18 protein-coding genes and 1 tRNA gene are annotated in these 18,301 nt (G+C 60.8%); 9 read left to right on the plus strand and 10 right to left on the minus strand.

Features of this window, described 5'->3' with window-relative positions; translation table 11 throughout:
* Positions 1–96: 96 nt before the first annotated feature.
* The 5 genes from B2J69_RS14760 to B2J69_RS14775 all read left to right on the plus strand — a co-directional run bounded on the left by B2J69_RS14760 (position 97) and on the right by B2J69_RS14775 (position 4,510).
* Complete coding sequence (locus B2J69_RS14760) at positions 97–552, plus strand: nuclear transport factor 2 family protein (protein WP_201789480.1); 456 nt, start codon at positions 97–99, stop codon at positions 550–552.
* A gap of 206 nt (positions 553–758) precedes the next feature.
* Positions 759–1,070 carry a hypothetical protein gene (locus tag B2J69_RS24100; protein ID WP_158083439.1) on the plus strand — a complete coding sequence of 104 codons (312 nt, stop codon included), beginning with the start codon at positions 759–761 and terminating at the stop codon, positions 1,068–1,070.
* A gap of 7 nt (positions 1,071–1,077) precedes the next feature.
* The gene (gene apbE / locus B2J69_RS14765) at positions 1,078–2,109 is read left to right on the plus strand and encodes an FAD:protein FMN transferase ApbE (RefSeq protein ID WP_081140414.1); all 1,032 of its coding nucleotides are present in this window, start codon (positions 1,078–1,080) and stop codon (positions 2,107–2,109) included.
* A 9-nt stretch (positions 2,110–2,118) separates the two neighbouring features.
* Entirely contained in the window at positions 2,119–2,760 is a 642-nt protein-coding gene (gene alkB / locus B2J69_RS14770) for a DNA oxidative demethylase AlkB (RefSeq protein ID WP_081140415.1), read from the plus strand.
* A 79-nt stretch (positions 2,761–2,839) separates the two neighbouring features.
* Positions 2,840–4,510 (plus strand): multidrug ABC transporter permease/ATP-binding protein, encoded by a 1,671-nt coding sequence (locus tag B2J69_RS14775; protein ID WP_081140416.1) that lies wholly within the window; start codon positions 2,840–2,842, stop codon positions 4,508–4,510.
* Positions 4,511–4,632: 122 nt separating this feature from the next.
* Here the strand turns inward: B2J69_RS14775 and B2J69_RS14780 are convergent, their stop codons facing one another.
* The 5 genes from B2J69_RS14780 to B2J69_RS14800 all read right to left on the minus strand — a co-directional run bounded on the left by B2J69_RS14780 (position 4,633) and on the right by B2J69_RS14800 (position 8,267).
* Positions 4,633–5,370: a 4'-phosphopantetheinyl transferase family protein gene (locus B2J69_RS14780; RefSeq protein ID WP_081140417.1), complete on the minus strand. Its 738-nt coding sequence runs from the start codon at positions 5,368–5,370 to the stop codon at positions 4,633–4,635.
* A 61-nt stretch (positions 5,371–5,431) separates the two neighbouring features.
* Positions 5,432–5,635 carry a hypothetical protein gene (locus tag B2J69_RS14785; protein WP_033750392.1) on the minus strand — a complete coding sequence of 68 codons (204 nt, stop codon included), beginning with the start codon at positions 5,633–5,635 and terminating at the stop codon, positions 5,432–5,434.
* A 479-nt stretch (positions 5,636–6,114) separates the two neighbouring features.
* Positions 6,115–6,191 (minus strand) — tRNA-Pro (locus B2J69_RS14790).
* Between the two features lie 71 nt (positions 6,192–6,262).
* Positions 6,263–8,017: an LPS biosynthesis-modulating metalloenzyme YejM gene (gene yejM / locus B2J69_RS14795; RefSeq protein WP_081140418.1), complete on the minus strand. Its 1,755-nt coding sequence runs from the start codon at positions 8,015–8,017 to the stop codon at positions 6,263–6,265.
* Between the two features lie 22 nt (positions 8,018–8,039).
* Positions 8,040–8,267 carry a YejL family protein gene (locus B2J69_RS14800; RefSeq protein ID WP_033750387.1) on the minus strand — a complete coding sequence of 76 codons (228 nt, stop codon included), beginning with the start codon at positions 8,265–8,267 and terminating at the stop codon, positions 8,040–8,042.
* Between the two features lie 158 nt (positions 8,268–8,425).
* On the opposite strand from B2J69_RS14800, the gene yejK reads away from it, so the two are divergent.
* A complete protein-coding gene (yejK, locus tag B2J69_RS14805; RefSeq protein ID WP_081140419.1) occupies positions 8,426–9,430 on the plus strand; it encodes a nucleoid-associated protein YejK in 1,005 nt (334 codons plus the stop codon).
* Positions 9,431–9,492: 62 nt separating this feature from the next.
* Here yejK and rplY read toward each other — a convergent pair whose 3' ends face one another.
* Positions 9,493–9,777, minus strand: a complete 285-nt coding sequence (gene rplY, locus B2J69_RS14810) for a 50S ribosomal protein L25 (RefSeq protein ID WP_081140420.1) — start codon at positions 9,775–9,777, stop codon at positions 9,493–9,495.
* A gap of 130 nt (positions 9,778–9,907) precedes the next feature.
* Positions 9,908–11,662 (minus strand): DEAD/DEAH box helicase, encoded by a 1,755-nt coding sequence (locus B2J69_RS14815; RefSeq protein WP_081140421.1) that lies wholly within the window; start codon positions 11,660–11,662, stop codon positions 9,908–9,910.
* A 164-nt stretch (positions 11,663–11,826) separates the two neighbouring features.
* On the opposite strand from B2J69_RS14815, the gene rsuA reads away from it, so the two are divergent.
* The 3 genes from rsuA to B2J69_RS14830 all read left to right on the plus strand — a co-directional run bounded on the left by rsuA (position 11,827) and on the right by B2J69_RS14830 (position 14,601).
* Positions 11,827–12,546, plus strand: a complete 720-nt coding sequence (gene rsuA, locus B2J69_RS14820; protein ID WP_081140422.1) for a 16S rRNA pseudouridine(516) synthase RsuA — start codon at positions 11,827–11,829, stop codon at positions 12,544–12,546.
* A gap of 10 nt (positions 12,547–12,556) precedes the next feature.
* The gene (locus B2J69_RS14825) at positions 12,557–13,753 is read left to right on the plus strand and encodes a Bcr/CflA family multidrug efflux MFS transporter (RefSeq protein WP_081140423.1); all 1,197 of its coding nucleotides are present in this window, start codon (positions 12,557–12,559) and stop codon (positions 13,751–13,753) included.
* A 527-nt stretch (positions 13,754–14,280) separates the two neighbouring features.
* Positions 14,281–14,601: a YejG family protein gene (locus B2J69_RS14830; RefSeq protein WP_081140424.1), complete on the plus strand. Its 321-nt coding sequence runs from the start codon at positions 14,281–14,283 to the stop codon at positions 14,599–14,601.
* Here B2J69_RS14830 and yejF read toward each other — a convergent pair.
* Genes yejF through B2J69_RS14845 form a run of 3 tightly spaced genes read right to left on the minus strand, consistent with a single transcriptional unit; the run spans position 14,588 to position 18,299 of the window.
* Positions 14,588–16,192 (minus strand): microcin C ABC transporter ATP-binding protein YejF, encoded by a 1,605-nt coding sequence (yejF, locus tag B2J69_RS14835; RefSeq protein WP_174580912.1) that lies wholly within the window; start codon positions 16,190–16,192, stop codon positions 14,588–14,590. The two genes, B2J69_RS14830 and yejF, sit on opposite strands and share 14 nt — an antisense overlap.
* Positions 16,189–17,211 (minus strand): ABC transporter permease, encoded by a 1,023-nt coding sequence (locus B2J69_RS14840; protein WP_081140426.1) that lies wholly within the window; start codon positions 17,209–17,211, stop codon positions 16,189–16,191. Before B2J69_RS14840 ends, yejF begins: the two co-directional genes overlap by 4 nt.
* Entirely contained in the window at positions 17,211–18,299 is a 1,089-nt protein-coding gene (locus B2J69_RS14845; protein WP_081140427.1) for a microcin C ABC transporter permease YejB, read from the minus strand. The genes B2J69_RS14840 and B2J69_RS14845 overlap by 1 nt, the downstream gene beginning before the upstream one ends.
* Between the last annotated feature and the right edge of the window lie 2 nt (positions 18,300–18,301).

Here is an 18,301-nt window from a genome sequence, read left to right on the forward strand (position 1 = left end):
CTGGTAAATTTGAGTAGACAGGATTGTCTACATGCAGCAGAGTAATGCAAGTAGACAATTCTGTCTACGTGCCGACAACGCTTACAGGAGATAACAATGCTGCTTCCTCCGTTTAACCAACAGAGTGCCACAGAGAAAGTACGTATGGCGGAAGACGCCTGGAACAGCCGCGATCCGCTGCGGGTTGCGCAGGTTTACAGTCTGGATACGCGCTGGCGCAACCGCAGCGAAGAGGTGCAGGGGCGTGACGCGGTGGTGGCGTTCCTCAGCCGTAAATGGGCGAAAGAGCTGGATTATCGCCTGATCAAAGAGCTGTGGGCATGGCATGAGGATCGGCTGGCGGTGCGCTTTGCCTATGAGTGGCATGACGACAGCGGAAATGTGTTCCGCAGCTACGGCAACGAGAACTGGCGCTTCGGCGCGGATGGCCTGATGGTAGAGCGTTTCGCCTGCATCAACGATTTGCCGATTGAGGCCAGCGAACGTCTGTTCCACTGGCCGCTCGGCAGACGGCCGGACGACCATCCCGGCCTGAGCCAACTGGGGCTCTAATCAGGCAGAAAGCGCGCGCTTCCGCCTGGTTGCCCGTGGCGTTTTGAGCTGCGGCGGCGCGCTGCCTTCAAATCCCGTGCCCGCCAGGGTAAAGGCGGAAAAACTCAGCCACTGCTGCCACTGATTCAATTCTGACGATGATTTACGCATGCTGCACCTCCCGGAAATAAACCCGGGTTAAACCGTGCAGCTTTCATGCCAGCTCAATGGCTCTCACAGCCACGGATGCGTCGCTGATTTTGCTACACTGCCGCAGCATTTTGGTGCAGGCCTGCTCAGCGCTGGCGCGCAGCGCCGTAGTTAAGCCGCTTTTGCCGCCGCTGCTGCAGCGCTTTAACCACGCTGAAAATAAAAACGCCGCCTGCAAGGACGAGAGTCAGATAGATCATAGATGCCTCCTGTTATCGGCCGGAACAGGCCAGATGCTGCGCCAGGCCGCGCGGGTTGACAACCCGCTTTTGATTATTTTACCAACGATTTATGCTTTGTTTCGCGCTGGAACACAGCGTTACAGATGAGAGAAGAATGCGATACTGGAATATTCTGCTAATGACCCTGGCGGTTGGCGCGCTCAGCGCCTGCGATAAGCCGCCACAGGCGACGGTGCTGGAAGGAAAAACCATGGGCACGGTGTGGCGCGTCACGCTGGCGGGCGTCGACGCCGCGCGCCAGCCGTCGCTGCAGCAGGCGATCCAGCAGCAGCTCGATCAGGATGACCAGACGCTCTCTACCTGGAAACCTGACTCCGTGCTGTCGCGCTTTAACCGCTATCAGGGCAGCGCGCCGCAGCCGGTCAGCGCCGACATGGCGGATATTGTCACCGAGGCGCTGCGCATCGGCGCAGCAACCCACGGCGCGATGGATATCACCGTGGGGCCGCTGGTCAATCTGTGGGGCTTCGGCCCGGCGAAACCGCCCGCGCATACCCCGACAGATGCGGAGATCGCCGCCGCAAAGGCGCAAACCGGCCTGGCGCACCTGCGGGTGATCGAAACGGTAGAAGGGCAGTGGCTGCAGAAAGATCTGCCCGGTCTCTATGTGGATCTCTCTACTATGGGTGAAGGCTACGCCACCGATCATCTGGCGCGTCTGATGGAGCGCGAAGGGATCAATAACTATCTGGTGTCGGTGGGCGGCGCGGTGCTGAGCCGCGGCCGCAACGCGCAGGGCCAGCCGTGGCGCGTGGCGATCCAGAAGCCCACCGATAGCGAGAACGCCGTACAGGCGCGCGTCGATCTGCAGGGGCACGGCATTAGCACCTCGGGCAGCTATCGCAACTATTATGAACTGGATGGCAAACGCATTTCGCACGTGATCGATCCGGCGACCGGGCGTCCCATCGAGCATAAGCTGGTCTCCGCCACGGTGATTGCCACCACGGCGCTGGAGGCGGACGGCTGGGACACCGGCCTGATGGTGCTGGGCAGCGAAAAGGCGAAAGCGCTGGCGCTGCAGCAGCATCTGGCGGTTTACCTGATCAGCAAAGAGGGCGATAAATTCGTCAGCTGGATGTCGCCGCAGTTTTCCGCTTTTCTGATTGACGACAACGCGAAGTAAGGAGCAACCATGCTGGACCTGTTTAGCGATGAAGCACCCTGGCAGGAGCCGCTGGCCGACGGTGCGGCGATCCTGCGCCGCCGCGCGCGCGATGATGCCCCGGCGCTGATGGCGGCGATTCTGGCGGTGGCGCAGCAGAACCCGTTTTATCACCGCGTCACGCCCGGCGGCCATCGTATGTCGGTGGCGATGACCAACTGCGGCGACTTCGGCTGGTCGAGCGATGCGCGCGGCTATCAGTACAGCGAACAGGATGCGGAGAACGGCCGCAAATGGCCGCCGATGCCGCCGCTGTTGCGTCAGCTGGCGCTCGACTGCGCGCGCGAGGCGGGTTTTCCGCAGTTCAATCCCGACGCCTGTTTGATCAACCGCTATGAACCAGGGGCGAAGCTGTCGCTGCATCAGGACAAAGATGAGAAAGATCTGCGTCAGCCGATCGTGTCGGTGTCGCTGGGCCTGCCTGCGGTGTTTCAGTTCGGCGGCTTCGCGCGCGGCGACGCCACGCAGCGCGTGCTGCTGGAGCACGGCGACGTGGTGGTCTGGGGCGGGCCCTCGCGCCTGCGCTATCACGGCATTTTGCCGCTCAAGCCTGGCGATCATCCGCTGACCGGCGCTTTTCGCTACAATCTGACCTTCCGCCGCGCCTTCTAGGCGCGGTTGCGAATAACTATTGCTATCATTCCGCATCGCTTTAAACTGCTGGCTGCTTTCCTGACTGCTGGACCTCTGTATGGCGTTGCTCAACGTTGTTTTTCACCAGTTTCGCTGGCCTTTTATTGGCGTCATTCTGCTGACGCTGCTTAGCGCCGTGCTCGGCATCGCGATGATCGCCTATATCAACAGCGAAATGATCTCGGCCATCAATAGTTCTTTCTCCGTGCTGCCCGGCTTTTTGCTGCAGCTGGTGCTGCTGATGGCGGTCACGCTCGCCGCCCAGCTGGCGCTGACGCTGCTGGGACACCGCTTTGTCTGGCGGCTGCGCGGCGAATTTATCAAACGCATACTGGATACGCGCGTCGAACGGCTGGAGCAGATCGGCAACGCGCAGCTGCTGGCGGGTCTGACCAGCGACATCCGCGCCATCACCATCGCCTTTGTGCGCCTGCCGGAGCTGATTCAGGGCGTTATTATCACACTGGGATCCGCGCTCTATCTCGCCTGGCTCTCGCCTAAAATGCTGCTGGTCTCCAGCCTGTGGATGGCGGTGACGCTGGTGGGCGGCTGGCTGCTGGTGTCGCGGGTCTACCGCCATATGGCGAAACTGCGCGAGGTGGAAGACGATCTCTACCGTGATTTCCAGACGGTGACGGAAGGGCGCAAAGAGCTGCACCTGAACCGCGAGCGCGCCCAGCTGATCTACGAAACCGTTTATCAGGAGGACGCGAACGCCTATCGCCACCATATCGTGCGCGCCGACACCTATCACCTCAGCGCGGTGAACTGGTCGAATATCATGACGCTCGGCGCCATCGGCATGGTGTTTTTTATGGCCAACAGCCTGGGCTGGGCCAACACCGCGGTGGCGGCCACCTTCTCGCTGACGCTGCTGTTCCTGCGCACGCCGCTGCTGTCGGCGGTGGGCGCGCTGCCGACGCTGCTTAGCGCCCAGGTGGCGTTCCGCAAGCTTAACGCCTTCGACCTCGCGCCTTATCAGGAGGGCTTCCATACGCTGCCGCCGCTGGCGGAGTGGCGCACGCTGGAGCTGCGCGACGTCCGGTTCCACTATGGGCAAAACGGCTTTGAGGTCGGCCCGATCAACCTGACGCTGCGGCGCGGCGAGCTGGTGTTTCTTATTGGCGGCAACGGCAGCGGCAAGTCGACGCTGGCGATGCTGCTGACGGGGCTCTATCAGCCGCACGGCGGCACGCTGCTGCTGGACGGCAAGCCTGTCGGCGCGGACGAGCTTGACTGCTGGCGCAAACACTTCTCGGCGGTGTTTACCGACGTGCATCTGTTCGATCGGCTGATTGGACGGGAAGGCGTGCCGGCCAATCCTAAGCTGGTGCAGGCCTGGCTTGAGCGGCTGAAAATGCAGGACAAGCTGAAAATCGAGGGCAATAAAATCCTCAATCTGCAGCTGTCAAAAGGGCAGAGTAAGCGGGTTGCGCTGCTGCTGGCGGCGGCGGAGGAGCGCGACGTGCTGCTGCTGGACGAGTGGGCGGCGGATCAGGATCCGCATTTCCGCCGCATCTTCTACCGTGAACTGCTGCCCTGGCTGCAGGCCTCCGGTAAAACCGTCTTCGCCATCAGCCACGACGATCACTACTTTATCCACGCCGACCGTCTGCTGGAGATGCGCGAAGGCAAACTCAGCGAGCTGACCGGCCGCGAGCGCGACATGGCGACCCTCGACGCGGTGCAGCGCACCGACGTGGCTTATCAACAGGATGAAAAAGCTTAGCGGAAAGGGTTAGTGGCGCAGCGTCCGCTGCGGGCGTTAAGCTGACCTCAGCAAAAACAGCGGTTTTTGCCTCCCTGGAATATTTTCTGTCGTCTTGTGTTTGTACCGGCTTAGCCCCTTTGCTAAGCCGGTTTTTTATTGCCCGCTACAGGATGGGTCAGCAGCGTCAGCACCCGATCCGCCTCCAGCTGAAATTCCGCCTCCAGTCGCGTACCAGCGGTAAATTCTGCGCTAAAGCTGTGGTTTAGCGCGAGCACGGCTTTACCCGCGGCGAGATCCGCCTCCAGCAGGCTGGCCTGAAGGAAGTCCATTGGCTGATGCAGCTGCGGCCACAGTGCTTTATACAGGCTCTCTTTAAGAGAAAAGAGCAGGGTAGCAGCCGATGAAAAAGGCAGCGGCAGCGCGCACAGCCGCGCCTCCTCTTCAGCGCTCATCAGCACCGAGGCGGTCTCTTCGGCGGTGCGCAGACTCATCACGCTTTCGATGTCGACGCCGATGCAGCGCGGCTGCTGCGTGACGGCCAGCGCCACCGCGCCGTCGGTGTGCGACAGCGAGGCGCGCATGCCCGTGGGCCAGATGGGCGAGCGGTCGCAGTGGTTCTGCAATAAGAAGTCGGGGATGCCGAACCGACCCATCACCTCGCGCGCGAGCCAGCGGCTGGCAAGGTACTCGGCGCGGCGCTTTTTTACCGCCTGCCGCAGCGCGGGCGGAACGGGCAGGTTCCAGTCGGCGGCAAAACGTTCTTCATAGCGGCTAAGGTCGAAGCGCGCCTGCGCCAGCGCGCAGTCGCCGACGCGCAGCTGCGCGGAAACAATAAAGCCGCCTGACGGAGGCGGCAGAGAGCGGTTCTGAAGATTCATGGGGTCCCACGGCAGCGCGCAAAAGGGCATTAAAGCAGCCCGCCATGGTCAGGGCAATCACCTAGTCGTTAGGCGGAATGGCGAAACCCTTCACGGAAACGACAAAATGGTGATGACCTTTGGTAATGCGCGCGCCGCGATCGCACCAGCGCGAGGCGAGACGAAAAAAATCGTCGCTGCCGATGTTATAAGCCAGTTCCACTTTGCTGACGCCTGAATGCAGCAGTTCTTCTGCATCCTGCAGGCTTTTCGCTTTGATAACCATAATGATATCCGTTGGCAATTCAGAGGCTATAGAATAAGGATTTTTTATGACATTTTTGTTTCAGTACGGTTAAGGAATGCGGCGGCTTGCAGTTTTTGTGAGGTAGATCGGGGGGAGTTGCACAAAGTAAGCGTTTGAAGGCATTAGCAATAGTAAAGGAAAATGGCGATAATCCTAATTTGTTTTCTGCACGGCAGGCATTAAAAAGGCCGCGCGAGGCGACCTTTGTGGGTTACTGCTTCTGATCCGGTTCAGGACGTTTATCGCCTGACTCGGGCGCGTTGTTTGGATCGTCTTTTTCAATGTAATGCATAAACTCTCCTCTTCGTTCCCCACACAGTGGTGAGTATAGACCATGTTTTCGTACGCCGGGGAGCCAGCAGTGAGATGAAGAAGTGGGCATCTGAGGACAACGCGCGAAAAGGCTAACGGCAGGCATAAAAAAAGCAGCCTTAACAGGCTGCTTTAGTTGGGAATTTTGGTCGGCACGAGAGGATTTGAACCTCCGACCCCTGACACCCCATGACAGTGCGCTACCAGGCTGCGCTACGTGCCGAACAGTGGGGCTTAGTCTACTGTTTCTCTGGCGGAATGCAAGCAGCAGCCGTCTAACTGCCTCATAAATAATCAGTTAGCGATAAAACGCTTCTCTTCCGTCAGCACCTGCAGCAACAGCGCCAGCTGCGGCTTATGATCCTTCAGGGCGTTGCCCTGCGCGTCATAGGCGCGATAGCTGCCGTTATTGTTGAGCACCAGCGTTACCTGCGGCGTGGTCACCACCAGACGGTTATCCTCGCTGCTGGCGACCCAGTCGTGCCGACGCTGCGCGGCGAACAGATCTTCCCCCTGCGAATAGTTCACCGGGCTGGTGCGCACGTGCAGCAGACGCTGCATCAGCGTCGCCATCACATCCTGATGGTCGGTCAGGCGGTCGATGGTCTGCGCCGGCGTATCTGGCCAGTGGATCACCAGCGGTACCTGCAGGTTGGCGCGGTTGCCCACGCTGCCGAGGTTGCCGTCCAGCGCAAGGCCCTGCTGCGCGGTGATCACCACCACGGTGTTTTTCAGCAGATCGCGCTGTTCCAGCGTGGCGAGCGCGTTGTGGATCTGCTCGTCGATCGCCGCCGCCTGGCGCAGATAGCTGCGCTGACGCGTTTTCGCCGTTGTGCCGCTGAGATCCGCGCCGTCCAGCGCCAGCCAGGAGAACCACGGATTGCCGTCGCCTTTCTGGCCGTTCAGCCAGCTCTGCCACTGGGCGACCGTGCTGGCGTTAGGCTGGCTGTCGGTGGCGGGCAGGGTGTAATCGGTCAGCAGCGCCTGGCGATAGAGCGGCTGGTTAAAGCCCTCCGACGAGAACAGCCCGAACTGATAGCCCTGCGCGCTTAAAGCGCCCAGCAGCGCCGACGGCATGCGCGCCGCCAGCACGCCGTCCATATAGCTGGCGGAAATGCCGTAGAACAGGCCGAAAAGCCCTTTTTCCGGGATGTCGCCCGCGCTGTAGTGCTGGGTAAAGCGCAGGTTATCGCGGGCGAACTGATTAAGCTGCGGCAGGCTTTTTGCCATATCGCCGCCGTTCAGCCCTTTTACGGTGATCACCAGCAGATTATTGCGCGTGCCGCCGTCGCGGAAGCTAATGTCGCTAAGCGGATACTGCACCGACACCGCCTCAGGATCGCCCTGCTGGATCAGGCGCTGCTGATAGGCCTGCGCGTCCAGCAGACCGTGGCGCTCCAGGAAGCGGCGCGCGGTCATCGGATAGGAGAGCGGCAGATTAGCGCGCTGCATGGTGATCGGGCGATAGAAGTTGGCGTCGGCCCAGATATAGAGCAGATGGCTGGCGAAGAAGGCGCAGATAAACAGCGCCGCCAGCGGCTTGCCGAACGAGCGCCGGTTCAGACTGCGCAGCTTCTGCCAGCTCCAGGTGGCGAACAGCATCTCCACCAGGAAAATCAGCGGCACGCTGATAAACATCAGCTGCCAGTCGCGCGCCATCTCGCTCTGGTCGGGGTTGACCACCAGCTCCCACACCACCGGATTGAGGTGGAGATGGAAGCGGTTGAACACCGCGCTGTCCACCATAATCAGCGTCAGGCCGACGGTGGCGATAATCGCCGACAGCACGCGCAGCAGCCGCTGCGACATCACCACAAAGGTGAGCGGGAAAATCGCCAGCAGATAGACGGCGAAAACAATAAAGCTGAAGTGGCCAATCCAGCTGCTGAAGGCGTAAACGCGCCCGGCGAGCGACGCAGGCCAGTCGGCGACCAACAGATAGCGGCTGCCTAAAATCAACGCGAAGAGAATATTAAACAGAGCAAACCAGTGCCCCCAGCTGATCATCTGGGAGACTTTTTCGCGGTAGCGCTGCCGGTTGGTTACCATATTATGCGGTCAAATCAGCTAATTAATGGGCGTTGTCGTCGCGCACGGAGGCCTGCAGGGCTTCCGCGAAGGAGCGGGCCAGCGAGCGGCGCTGCGCCGGCGCGACGTCGCTGTTGATGACGTTGGTCACCATATTTCCCAGCACCATCAGGGAAAGGTCGGTCGGTGCGTTGTCTTTCTGCAGCACCTGGGCCAGTTGCGCGAGGAGTTTTTCCACGCGTTCGTCGCTGTAGCGGGATGATTGTGGCATATCGTCGACTAATCTCGTTTCAAAAGGCGATATAGTACCGTAACAACAGGGTTTTTACCGCAATTTTATCGAAAGCGCATCGATCGGCTATAGCATGGAGTTGAAAGCCGATGCGGGCGGTGTTTGAATACGCGCCTGAACCAAAAGGAGAGTCTATCATGAGTCTGGATATCGACCAGATTGCCCTGCACCAGCTAATCAAACGCGACGAGAACCAGCTTGAGCTGGTGCTGCGCGATACGCTGCTGTCCGCCAACGCCACCGTGGAAGCGATGGTAGAAGAGCTGCACCGCGTCTACAGCGCCAAAAATAAAGCCTACGGTCTGTTCAACGAAGAGAGCGAACTGGCGGAGGCGCTGCGCAACTGCCGGAAGGGCAACGATGACTTCCTGGCGTTCAGCCGCGCGGCCACCGGCCGGCTGCGCGACGAGCTGGCGAAATATCCCTTCGCCGAAGGCGGCGTGGTGCTGTTTGTTCACTACCGCTATCTGGCGGTGGAGTATCTGCTGGTGGCGGTGCTCAACAGCCAGAGCAGCATGCGCGTCAACGAGCAGCTTGATATCAGCAGCACCCACTATCTCGACATCAACCATGCGGATATCGTGGCGCGCATCGATCTGACCGAATGGGAGCTGACGCCCGATTCAACCCGCTACCTGACCTTTCTGCGCGGGCGAGTAGGGCGCAAGGTCGCCGATTTCTTTATGGATTTCCTCGGCGCCAGCGTCGGCCTCGACGCCAAAGCGCAGAACCGCGGCCTGCTGCAGGCGGTGGACGACTACTGCGCGGAGTCAGAACTCGACAAGAGCGAGCGGCAGAACTATCGCCAGCAGGTCTACAGCTACTGCAACGAGCAGCTGCAGGCGGGCGAGGAGATTGCGCTGGAGGATCTGTCGAAGGAGCTGCCGCCGCTGGGCGAGAAATCGTTTCAGGCCTTTACCCAGGAGCAGGGCTATGAGCTGGAAGAGCACTTTCCGGCGGATCGCAGCACGCTGCGCCAGCTGACCAAATTCGCCGGCAGCGGCGGCGGTCTGACGCTGAGCTTTGACGCCATGCTGCTGGGCGAGCGCATCTTCTGGGATCCGGCCACCGACACCCTGACCATCAAAGGCACGCCGCCGAACCTGCGCGATCAGCTGCAGCGCCGCACCAGCGGCAAGTAGCCTTCCGCCGGGCAAAAAAAAACGCCGCATATGCGGCGTTTTTTATCTCGATTCGCAGGCGATTACGCGCGCACGAAGTCGATGTGGTGCAGTTTTGGCTTGAACGGGTGACGCTGAACAGCCTGCACTTTAACTTTGGTTTCTTTTCCATCAGCAACAATGGTCAGAACGTCGGTGTAGAAGCCAGGCTTCGCCTGCAGGTTCATCACGTTGTCGTGATCCAGTTCGATAGAAACAGCGGCTTCATTACCACCATAGATGATGGCCGGGAATTTGTTCGCTGTGCGCAGGCGGCGGCTCGCACCCTTACCCTGCTCTTTACGTACTTCTGCGTTGATAGTGAACATCGTAATGTCTCTTTAATAATTCCTGCTACAGGCGACCCAGCAGCAGGAGGGTTGTTCAAAGGCTAATGCGAATGCAAAAGCGGGCGGCAGTATAGCGGTAATGGACGAGACGGGCAAATGATTCCGCCGTTTAGCGCAGCTCGTTGGCGCGGCGGAAGCGGCCCTGATAGTCAAACAGCTTCTCGCGCACCTGCCAGAACTGCCCTTTGGCGCGCGCCACCACGAAATCGGGATGGCGCAGCAGCGGCTGCAACGCCACCACGTCGGCGGCGGTTTGCCAGCCGAGCGGCACGCCAGGCGCGCGCTGATGCGGCCGCATAAACAGCTGCTCGAACGCCTTGCGCTGCGCCGGCGTGCGCAGGCGGAAGCGCTCGTCGACGCTGGTGCCGTCCTCGTCGAAATAGCTCGCCTTCAGCCATTCGCCTTTGTCGTCGCGGCCGTGAGTCAGCGTCATGCCGCCGCAGCGCAGCACCAGCGCGTCCTTCAGCTTCAGCGCCGCCTTTAGCATATCGTCAGGATCGACCAGTATCTTGTCGCACTGATGGCAGCGCCGCGCCGCGATATCGTTTTCCGCGCCGCAGTCGGGGCAGCTCTTAAAGCGGAAGCGAAAATCGCACTGCTCGCGATGGCCTTCGTCATCTTCCAGCACCCCCTGACAGCGACGGCCGAAGTGCTCGATAATCATGCCGTCCGCGGTGGTTTTGCCCCAGAAGGTGTTGGCGAAGCCGCAGGCGGGACAGAAGACCTGCACCGGCTCATTGTCGCTGGCGCCTTTCGGCGCGCCCACTTCCGGCGTAAAGAGATCGTGCGGGTTGCCGGCATAGTCGAGGATCAGGCAGCTGCTTTTGCCCGGCGACAGGCGCAGGCCGCGCCCGACGATCTGCTGATAAAGGCTGACCGACTCGGTGGGGCGCAAAATGGCGATCAGATCGACGTGCGGCGCATCGAAGCCGGTGGTCAGCACCGCGACGTTGACCAGAAACTTCAGCTGCTGCGCCTTGAACGCGGCGATGGTGGCGTCGCGCTCTTTTGCCGGCGTCTCTGCCGAAATTAGCGCGCTGTTGGCGGGCAGCAGCGACAGGATCTCGCGTGCGTGCTCCACCGTCGAGGCAAATACCATTACGCCGCGTCGATCTTCGGCGAACTCGACGATCTGGCTGATGATATGCGGCGTTACGCGCTGCTGCTGCTTCAGCTCGCGGTTAAGATCCGCCTCGCTGAACAGGCCATTAGCCTGTGCCGTCAACCGGCTGAAGTCATACTGCACCACCGGCATATCGAGCCGCTCCGGCTCTACCAAAAAGCCGTGCTTGATCATATAGCGCAGCGGCAGCTCGTAGATACAGTCGCGGAACAGCGCCTTTTCGTCGCCGCGCACCATGCCGTGGTAGTGAAAGTGATAGATCCAGCCTTTGCCGAGGCGGAACGGCGTCGCCGTCAGGCCCAGCAGACGCAGCTGCGGATTGTGCTGGCGCAGATGGCTGAAAATCTGCTGATACTGGCTGTTGTCGTCATCGCTGATGCGATGGCACTCATCGACGATCACCAGCGAAAAGGCGTTGTCGAACTGCGCCAGATTGCGCGCCACCGACTGCACGCTGCCGAACACCACCTTGCGCTGACTCTCTTTGCGCTGCAGGCCGGCGGCGAAGATATCCGCCTCCAGACCGTAGGCCTGATATTTGCTGTGGTTCTGCTCCACCAGCTCTTTGACGTGCGCCAGCACCAGCACGCGTCCGCGCGCCAGTCGCGCCAGCTCGGCGATCACCAGACTTTTACCGGCGCCGGTCGGCAGCACGATCACCGCCGGTTCGGCGTGACGACGAAAATGGTTGAGGGTCGCGTTGACCGCGTCTTGCTGATAGGGACGTAGAGTAAAAGCCATGCTCGATCACTTTTGCGAAACCGGGCGAGATTATGCCATGAAAATGGATGAAACGCAGGAACGGCTCTGTGCGGCAGCCTCGGTTCGGGCTATACTTCCCGCACTTTTTCAACGGGTAAAACCCCGTTTCAGTTTCCCTCCGCAGTAACAGGCAAAGCGAATTCATGCGACTCGACAAATTCATCTCTCAGCAACTGGAAGTCAGCCGGGCTATCGCCGGCCGTGAAATCCGGGGGCAAAAAGTCACCGTTAATGGCGAAGTGGTGCGCGACACCGCCTTCAAAATTCTGCCCGAGCATGAGGTAGAGTATGACGGCAACCCGCTGCAGCTGCAGGTAGGGCCGCGCTACTTTATGCTGAACAAGCCGCAGGGCTATGTCTGCTCCACCGACGATCCCGATCACCCGACCATCCTCTACTTTATCGAAGAGCCGACCGCGTGGAAGCTGCACGCCGCAGGCCGTCTCGATATCGACACCACCGGCCTGGTGCTGCTGACCGACGACGGCCAGTGGTCGCACCGGATTACCTCGCCGCGTCATCACTGCGAGAAAACCTATCGCGTCACGCTGGAGCATCCCGTGGCCGCCGATGTGGCGCAGCAGTTCGCCGACGGCATTCAGCTGCACGGCGAAAAATCGCTGACGCAGCCGGCGCAAATGGAGGAGATTACCCCGACCGAGGTGCTGCTGACCCTCAGCGAAGGGCGCTATCACCAGGTGAAGCGCATGTTCGCCGCCGTCGGCAACCGCGTGATCGCGCTACATCGCGAGCGTATCGGCGGCATCGTGCTGGATGAGGATCTGGAGCCGGGCGAGTATCGTCCGCTGACGGAAGATGAAATTAACAGCGTCGGCCTGCCCGACGAGTTAAAGCAGAAATAGCGGAGCGGCCGTGCGCAAGGACAAAAATTCAGCTGCAGGACTGGTGGTGATTCTGGGGTTGCTGGCGATGCTGATGCCGCTCTCCATTGATATGTATCTGCCCGCGATGCCGCAGATCGCCCGCGAATTCGGCGTGGCGGCGGGCAGCGTGCAGATGACGCTCAACCTCTATATCCTGGGATTCGCCATCGGCCAGCTGGTGTATGGCCCGCTGGCGGACAGCTACGGCCGTAAGCCGGTGATTGTGCTCGGCACGCTGATTTTCGCCTGTGCGGCGGCGGCCTGCGCGCTGTCGCAGTCTATCGATCAACTGATCCTGATGCGTTTTCTGCACGGCCTCTCCGCCGCGGCGGCCAGCGTGGTGATTAACGCGCTGATGCGCGACAGCTACTCGAAAGAGGATTTCTCGCGCATGATGTCGTTCGTCATGCTGATCACCACCATCGCGCCGCTGCTGGCGCCGATTATCGGCGGCTGGCTGCTGCTGGCGTGGGACTGGCACGCCATTTTCTGGACGCTGTCGATCGCTGCGCTGATCACCACGGTGATGGTGATGACCCAGATCCGCGAGACGCTCAGGCCAGAGCAGCGCCAGCGTTTTCACCTGCGCACCATGCTGGGCAACTTCGTCACGCTGTTTCGCCACAAGCGCGCCTTCAGCTATATGCTGGCGAGCGGCTTCTCCTTTGCCGGGCTGTTTACCTTTCTCAACGCCGGCCCGTTCGTCTATATCGAGGTCAATCACGTTTCGCCGCAGAACTTCGGCTACTACTTTGCGCTGAACGTGGTGTTTCTGTTTGTGATGACGCTGATTAACAGCCGCGCCGTGCGTCGCTTTGGTCCGCTGGCGATGTTCCGCGCGGGGCTGGTGATCCAGTTCGCGATGGGCGTCTGGCTGCTGGCGGTGAGCGCGCTGCATATGGGGTTTATTCCGCTGGTGCTCGGCATCGCGATGTTTATCGGCTGCGTCTCGATGGTCTCCTCCAACGCCATGGCGGTGATCCTCGATGAGTTTCCCCATATGGCAGGCACCGCCTCGTCGCTGGCGGGCACGCTGCGTTTTGGCGTGGGCGCGCTGGTGGGCGCGCTGCTGTCGACCGCCAGCTTCAACAGCGCCTGGCCGATGGTCGGCACCATTGCGGCCTGCGCCACCTGTTCCATCCTTTTCTTTATCTACGCCTCGCGTCCCCGCGCGATCAAAGGCTAACCCGGTCGTTCTTTAAGGCAGCTGACAAAGCCAGAAAAGCAGGGTGGCATGGTCCGAAGAGCAAAGCGTACCGCGCCATGGACAAAAGCGCCGGGAGTGCTTTTGAACAACGCGCAGCGTTGGCCCGGTAACGGGCGCACCTCAGGGATGAGGTGCGTATTTGCGCGGGCCGAGCGCGCATGGATGCCTTGAGCGACTTTGCGATCGGACTATGTCACCCTGCGTCGGCGCCGCTGCAAAAATCCCTTTTCCGCTTCGTTCCACTGTACCCAGCCTCATATGTTTCTTAGTTGTGAATATTAATGATTAAGAAAGTAACGAGATTGCGTCTAAACTGATTGTTAACTGGCGATGAACGCGGTACTAATAGGCCAAAATGCGAGCTGAATCGCAAATAACAATCTTTCCACGGGTTGTATGTGGGGAAACAGAAGAGCAGGCCTTGACGTTTGTTTCTGCCGTTGAGCAGCAACAGTAAGGGTCGTCTGTCGTAACTGACGTTAATCGCTCTGGGGATAACATTAATTATGCTGCAACTATCCATTGTGCATCGCCTGCCGCAGCGCTATCGCTGGGCCAGCGAGCTACACAGCGCCATCCTGGCGGAAGAGGGCGTCGCTGATGAGCAGGATCTGATCGCGCTGCGCCTGATCAGCCATGACGGACATCCCGGCTGGGAAATTATGCATCAGCTGCAGGATGCGCTGGCGTCAATTCAGGTCGAGTGCAAAGTGGCGGAGTGCGAAGGCTCGCCCTGTCTCTTTATTCTGCGCAGCGACGAGAGCGCCACCAGCTGCTGCCTGAAAAATCAGGGCGTGGCGATCGCGGAAACCTTTACCGGCCACTGAGCTGCGCCGACGCCAGCAGCTCGCGCGTATAGGCGGCGGCTGGCGCGCTGAACACCGTCTCGCAGTCGCCTTGCTCCACCACTTCGCCCTCGCGCAGCACCACTAGCTGATGGCACAAGGCGCGCACCACCTGTAAATCGTGGCTGATAAACAGATAGGAGAGCTGATGCTGCTGCTGAAGCCCCTTCAGCAGCAGCAGGATTTGCTGCTGCACCGAGCGGTCCAGCGACGAGGTCGGCTCATCCAGCACCATCAGCTGCGGCTCCAGCACCAGCGCGCGGGCAATGGCGATACGCTGCCGCTGCCCGCCGGAAAATTCCGCCGCATAGCGATGGCGGCTCTCTGCCTCTAACCCCACTTCCTCCATGGTGGCGATCACGCGCGCCTCCTGCTGCTGCGCGTCGAGATCGGGCCGATGCACCGCCAGCCCCTCGGCGATAATCTGCAGCACCGTCATACGCGGATTCAGCGAAGAGTTGGGATCCTGAAACACCACCTGAATGCGGCGGCGCAGCGGCAGCAGCGCCTTGCGCGTCAGCTGGTGCAGCGGCTGGCCGTCGAACCAGATCTCTCCCTGCGCGGCAAGCAGCCGCAGCAGCGCCAGGCCGGTGGTGCTTTTGCCGGAGCCCGATTCGCCCACCAGCCCGAGGCTTTCACCGCGCCGCAGCGAGAAGCTGAGGTTGTGAACGGCAACTTTTTCCGCCACCTGTCGTTTGAGAAAGCCGCGCCGCACCGGGAAGCCGACGCGCAGGTTGCGCACCTCTAACAGCGTGGGCGCATCGGCGCGCAGCGGCACCGCACGGCCCTCCGGCTCCGCCGCCAGCAGCTGCTGCGTATAGGGATGCTGCGGCTGGCTGAACAGCGCGCGGCAGGCGTTGCGCTCAACGATTTTGCCCTGACGCATCACGCTGACGCTGTCCGCCAGCTGCCGCACGATGCCTAAATCGTGGGTGATAAACAGCATGCCCATATTGTGTTCGCGCTGCAGGTCGCGCAGCAGCCGCAGGATCTGCGCCTGCACGGTGACGTCAAGGGCGGTGGTCGGCTCATCGGCGATCAGCAGCGCAGGCTCGGTCAGCAGCGCCATGGCGATCATCACGCGCTGGCGCTCGCCGCCGGAGAGCTGATGGGGGAAATCGTTCAGTCGCGCGGCGGCGCGGCGGATGCCGACCCGATCGAGCGCGCTGAGGATCTCGCCGCGTGCCGCTTCGCGCCGCATGCCGCGATGCAGAGAGAGCACCTCGTAAAGCTGCTTCTCAATAGTGTGCAGCGGATTAAGGGAGACCATCGGCTCCTGAAAGATCATCGCTATCTGGTTGCCGCGCAGGCCGCGCAGCCTGCGTTCGCCGACGCGCAGCAGATCCTCGCCGTTAAACAGGATCTGGCCGCCCGTATAGCGCGCCGGCGGCGTAGGCAGCAGCTGCATCACCGCCAGCGCGGTGACGCTTTTACCGGATCCCGACTCGCCCACCAGCGCCAGGGTTTCACCGGCGTCGACGCGCAGAGAGACCCCGTCAACCACGTTGCGCGTTGCGCCGCCGCGCGCAAAGGCGACGGAAAGGTCTTCAATAGCAAGCAGCGACATGGTCACACTCCTCTGGCCGGATCGAAGGCGTCGCGCACCGCCTCGCCGATAAAGATCAGCAGCGACAGCAGGATCGCCAGCGTAAAGAATCCCGCCAGACCCAGCCACGGCGCCTGCAAATTGTTTTTGCCCTGCAGCAGCAGCTCACCGAGCGACGGCGAGCCGACCGGCAGACCAAAGCCGAGAAAATCGAGCGAGGTCAGGGTAGCGATAGAGCCGCACAGGATAAACGGCAGAAAGGTCAGGGTAGCGACCATCGCATTGGGCAGCATATGCCGCAGCATAATGCGCCCGTCGCTGACCCCCAGCGCCTGGGCGGCGCGGATATAGTCGAAATTGCGCGTGCGCAGAAACTCGGCGCGCACCACGCTCACCAGCCCCATCCAGCCAAAAATCACCGTGACCAGCAGCAGCCACCAGAAGTTGGGCTGAATCACGCTGGAGAGCAGGATCAGTAAAAACAGCGCTGGCATGCCGGACCAGACCTCGATGACGCGCTGACCAATAAGATCGACGCGGCCGCCGAAATAGCCCTGAACCGCGCCGACGACAATGCCGATGACGCTGGAAAGCAGGGTCAGCATGATGCCGAACAGCAGCGAAATACGCGTGCCGTAGAGCAGGCGCGCCAGCACGTCGCCGCCGCTGGCGTCGGTGCCGAGCCAGTTCTGCGCCGACGGCGGCGACGGGAAGGGCACGGCGGTGGCGAAATTAATGGTGCTGTCGCTAAAGCGGATCGGCGCCCACAGCGCCCAGCCGTTGTTCTGTAGCTGTTGCTGCAGCCAGGGATCCTGATAGTCGGCGGCGGTGGGCAGCGCGCCGCCGAAGTCGCTCTCGCTGTAGCTGACCAGCAGCGGCACATACCAGTGCTGCTGATAGCGCACCAGCAGCGGCTTCTCATTCGCCAGCAGATCGGCGGCGAGCGAAAGCGCGAAGATAACCAGAAATATCCACAGCGACCAGTAGCCGCGGCGGTTGTGGCGAAAGCGCAGCCAGCGCTGCTGATTAACGGGAGACAAGCGCATCAGCGGCCCTCGAAATCGATGCGGGGATCGACCAGCGTATAGGTCAGATCGCTGAGAATATTCATCAGCAGGCCGATCAGGGTGAAGATATAGAGCGTGCCGAACATCACCGGATAGTCGCGCTGAATGGTGGCGTCATAGCCCAGCAGCCCCAGGCCGTTGAGCGAGAACATCACCTCGATCAGCACCGAACTGGTGAAAAACATGCTGATAAAGGTGGCGGGGAAGCTGGCGATCACCAGCAGCATGGCGTTGCGAAACACGTGGTGATAGAGGATGCGCCGCTCGCTGACCCCTTTGGCGCGCGCCGTCACTACATACTGCTTGCGGATCTCGTCGAGAAAGCTGTTTTTGGTCAGCATGGTCAGGGTGGCGAAGCCGCCGATTACCGTCGCCAGCACCGGCAGGCTGATATGCCACAGGTAATCACCGATCTTGCCGAACCAGGAAAGAGAATCAAACTGCGGCGAGGTGAGGCCGCGCAGGGGAAACCAGTCGAGGTAGCTGCCGCCGGCGAACAGCACGATCAGCATGATGCCGAACAGAAAAGCGGGTATCGAATAGCCGATAATCACGAAGGTGCTGCTCCAGACGTCGAAGGCGCTGCCGTTGCGCACCGCTTTTTTAATGCCGAGCGGAATCGACACCAGATAGATAATCAGCGTGCTCCACAGGCCGAGGCTAACAGAGACCGGCAGGCTCTCTTTGATCAGCTGCAGCACCGACGCGCTGCGGAACAGGCTGTCGCCGAAATCGAAACGCAGATAGTTCCACAGCATCTCTACGTAGCGCTGCCACATCGGCTTATCGAAGCCGTAGCGCTTTTTGATCTCGGCGATCACCTCCGGGTCGAGGCCACGCGCGCCGCGATACTGGCTGTCCCCTGGGCTGGCGCGGTTAAGAGAGGCGCGCGCGCCGCTCTCGCCGCCGCCGCCGGGCAGGCCGGTGGTCTGGCCGAACTGAATGTTAGCCAGCGCCTGATCCACCGGCCCGCCGGGCGCGATCTGCACGATAAAGAAGTTCAGCGTGATGATCGCCCACAGCGTGGGAATAATTAACAGCAATCGGCGTAAAAAATAGGCGGCCAACT

Origin of the sequence: Pantoea latae (assembly GCF_002077695.1) — a bacterium.
Lineage (GTDB): Bacteria > Pseudomonadota > Gammaproteobacteria > Enterobacterales > Enterobacteriaceae > Pantoea > Pantoea latae.

Bases quoted from the DNA above. Each gene is read 5' to 3' on its own strand.
- B2J69_RS14760 (WP_201789480.1), top strand. From the start codon at position 97: ATGCTGCTTCCTCCGTTTAACCAACAGAGTGCCACAGAGAAAGTACGT.
- B2J69_RS24100 (WP_158083439.1), top strand. From the start codon at position 759: ATGGCTCTCACAGCCACGGATGCGTCGCTGATTTTGCTACACTGCCGC.
- apbE (WP_081140414.1), top strand. From the start codon at position 1,078: ATGCGATACTGGAATATTCTGCTAATGACCCTGGCGGTTGGCGCGCTC.
- alkB (WP_081140415.1), top strand. From the start codon at position 2,119: ATGCTGGACCTGTTTAGCGATGAAGCACCCTGGCAGGAGCCGCTGGCC.
- B2J69_RS14775 (WP_081140416.1), top strand. From the start codon at position 2,840: ATGGCGTTGCTCAACGTTGTTTTTCACCAGTTTCGCTGGCCTTTTATT.
- B2J69_RS14780 (WP_081140417.1), bottom strand. From the start codon at position 5,370: ATGAATCTTCAGAACCGCTCTCTGCCGCCTCCGTCAGGCGGCTTTATT.
- B2J69_RS14785 (WP_033750392.1), bottom strand. From the start codon at position 5,635: ATGGTTATCAAAGCGAAAAGCCTGCAGGATGCAGAAGAACTGCTGCAT.
- yejM (WP_081140418.1), bottom strand. From the start codon at position 8,017: ATGGTAACCAACCGGCAGCGCTACCGCGAAAAAGTCTCCCAGATGATC.
- B2J69_RS14800 (WP_033750387.1), bottom strand. From the start codon at position 8,267: ATGCCACAATCATCCCGCTACAGCGACGAACGCGTGGAAAAACTCCTC.
- yejK (WP_081140419.1), top strand. From the start codon at position 8,426: ATGAGTCTGGATATCGACCAGATTGCCCTGCACCAGCTAATCAAACGC.
- rplY (WP_081140420.1), bottom strand. From the start codon at position 9,777: ATGTTCACTATCAACGCAGAAGTACGTAAAGAGCAGGGTAAGGGTGCG.
- B2J69_RS14815 (WP_081140421.1), bottom strand. From the start codon at position 11,662: ATGGCTTTTACTCTACGTCCCTATCAGCAAGACGCGGTCAACGCGACC.
- rsuA (WP_081140422.1), top strand. From the start codon at position 11,827: ATGCGACTCGACAAATTCATCTCTCAGCAACTGGAAGTCAGCCGGGCT.
- B2J69_RS14830 (WP_081140424.1), top strand. From the start codon at position 14,281: ATGCTGCAACTATCCATTGTGCATCGCCTGCCGCAGCGCTATCGCTGG.
- B2J69_RS14840 (WP_081140426.1), bottom strand. From the start codon at position 17,211: ATGCGCTTGTCTCCCGTTAATCAGCAGCGCTGGCTGCGCTTTCGCCAC.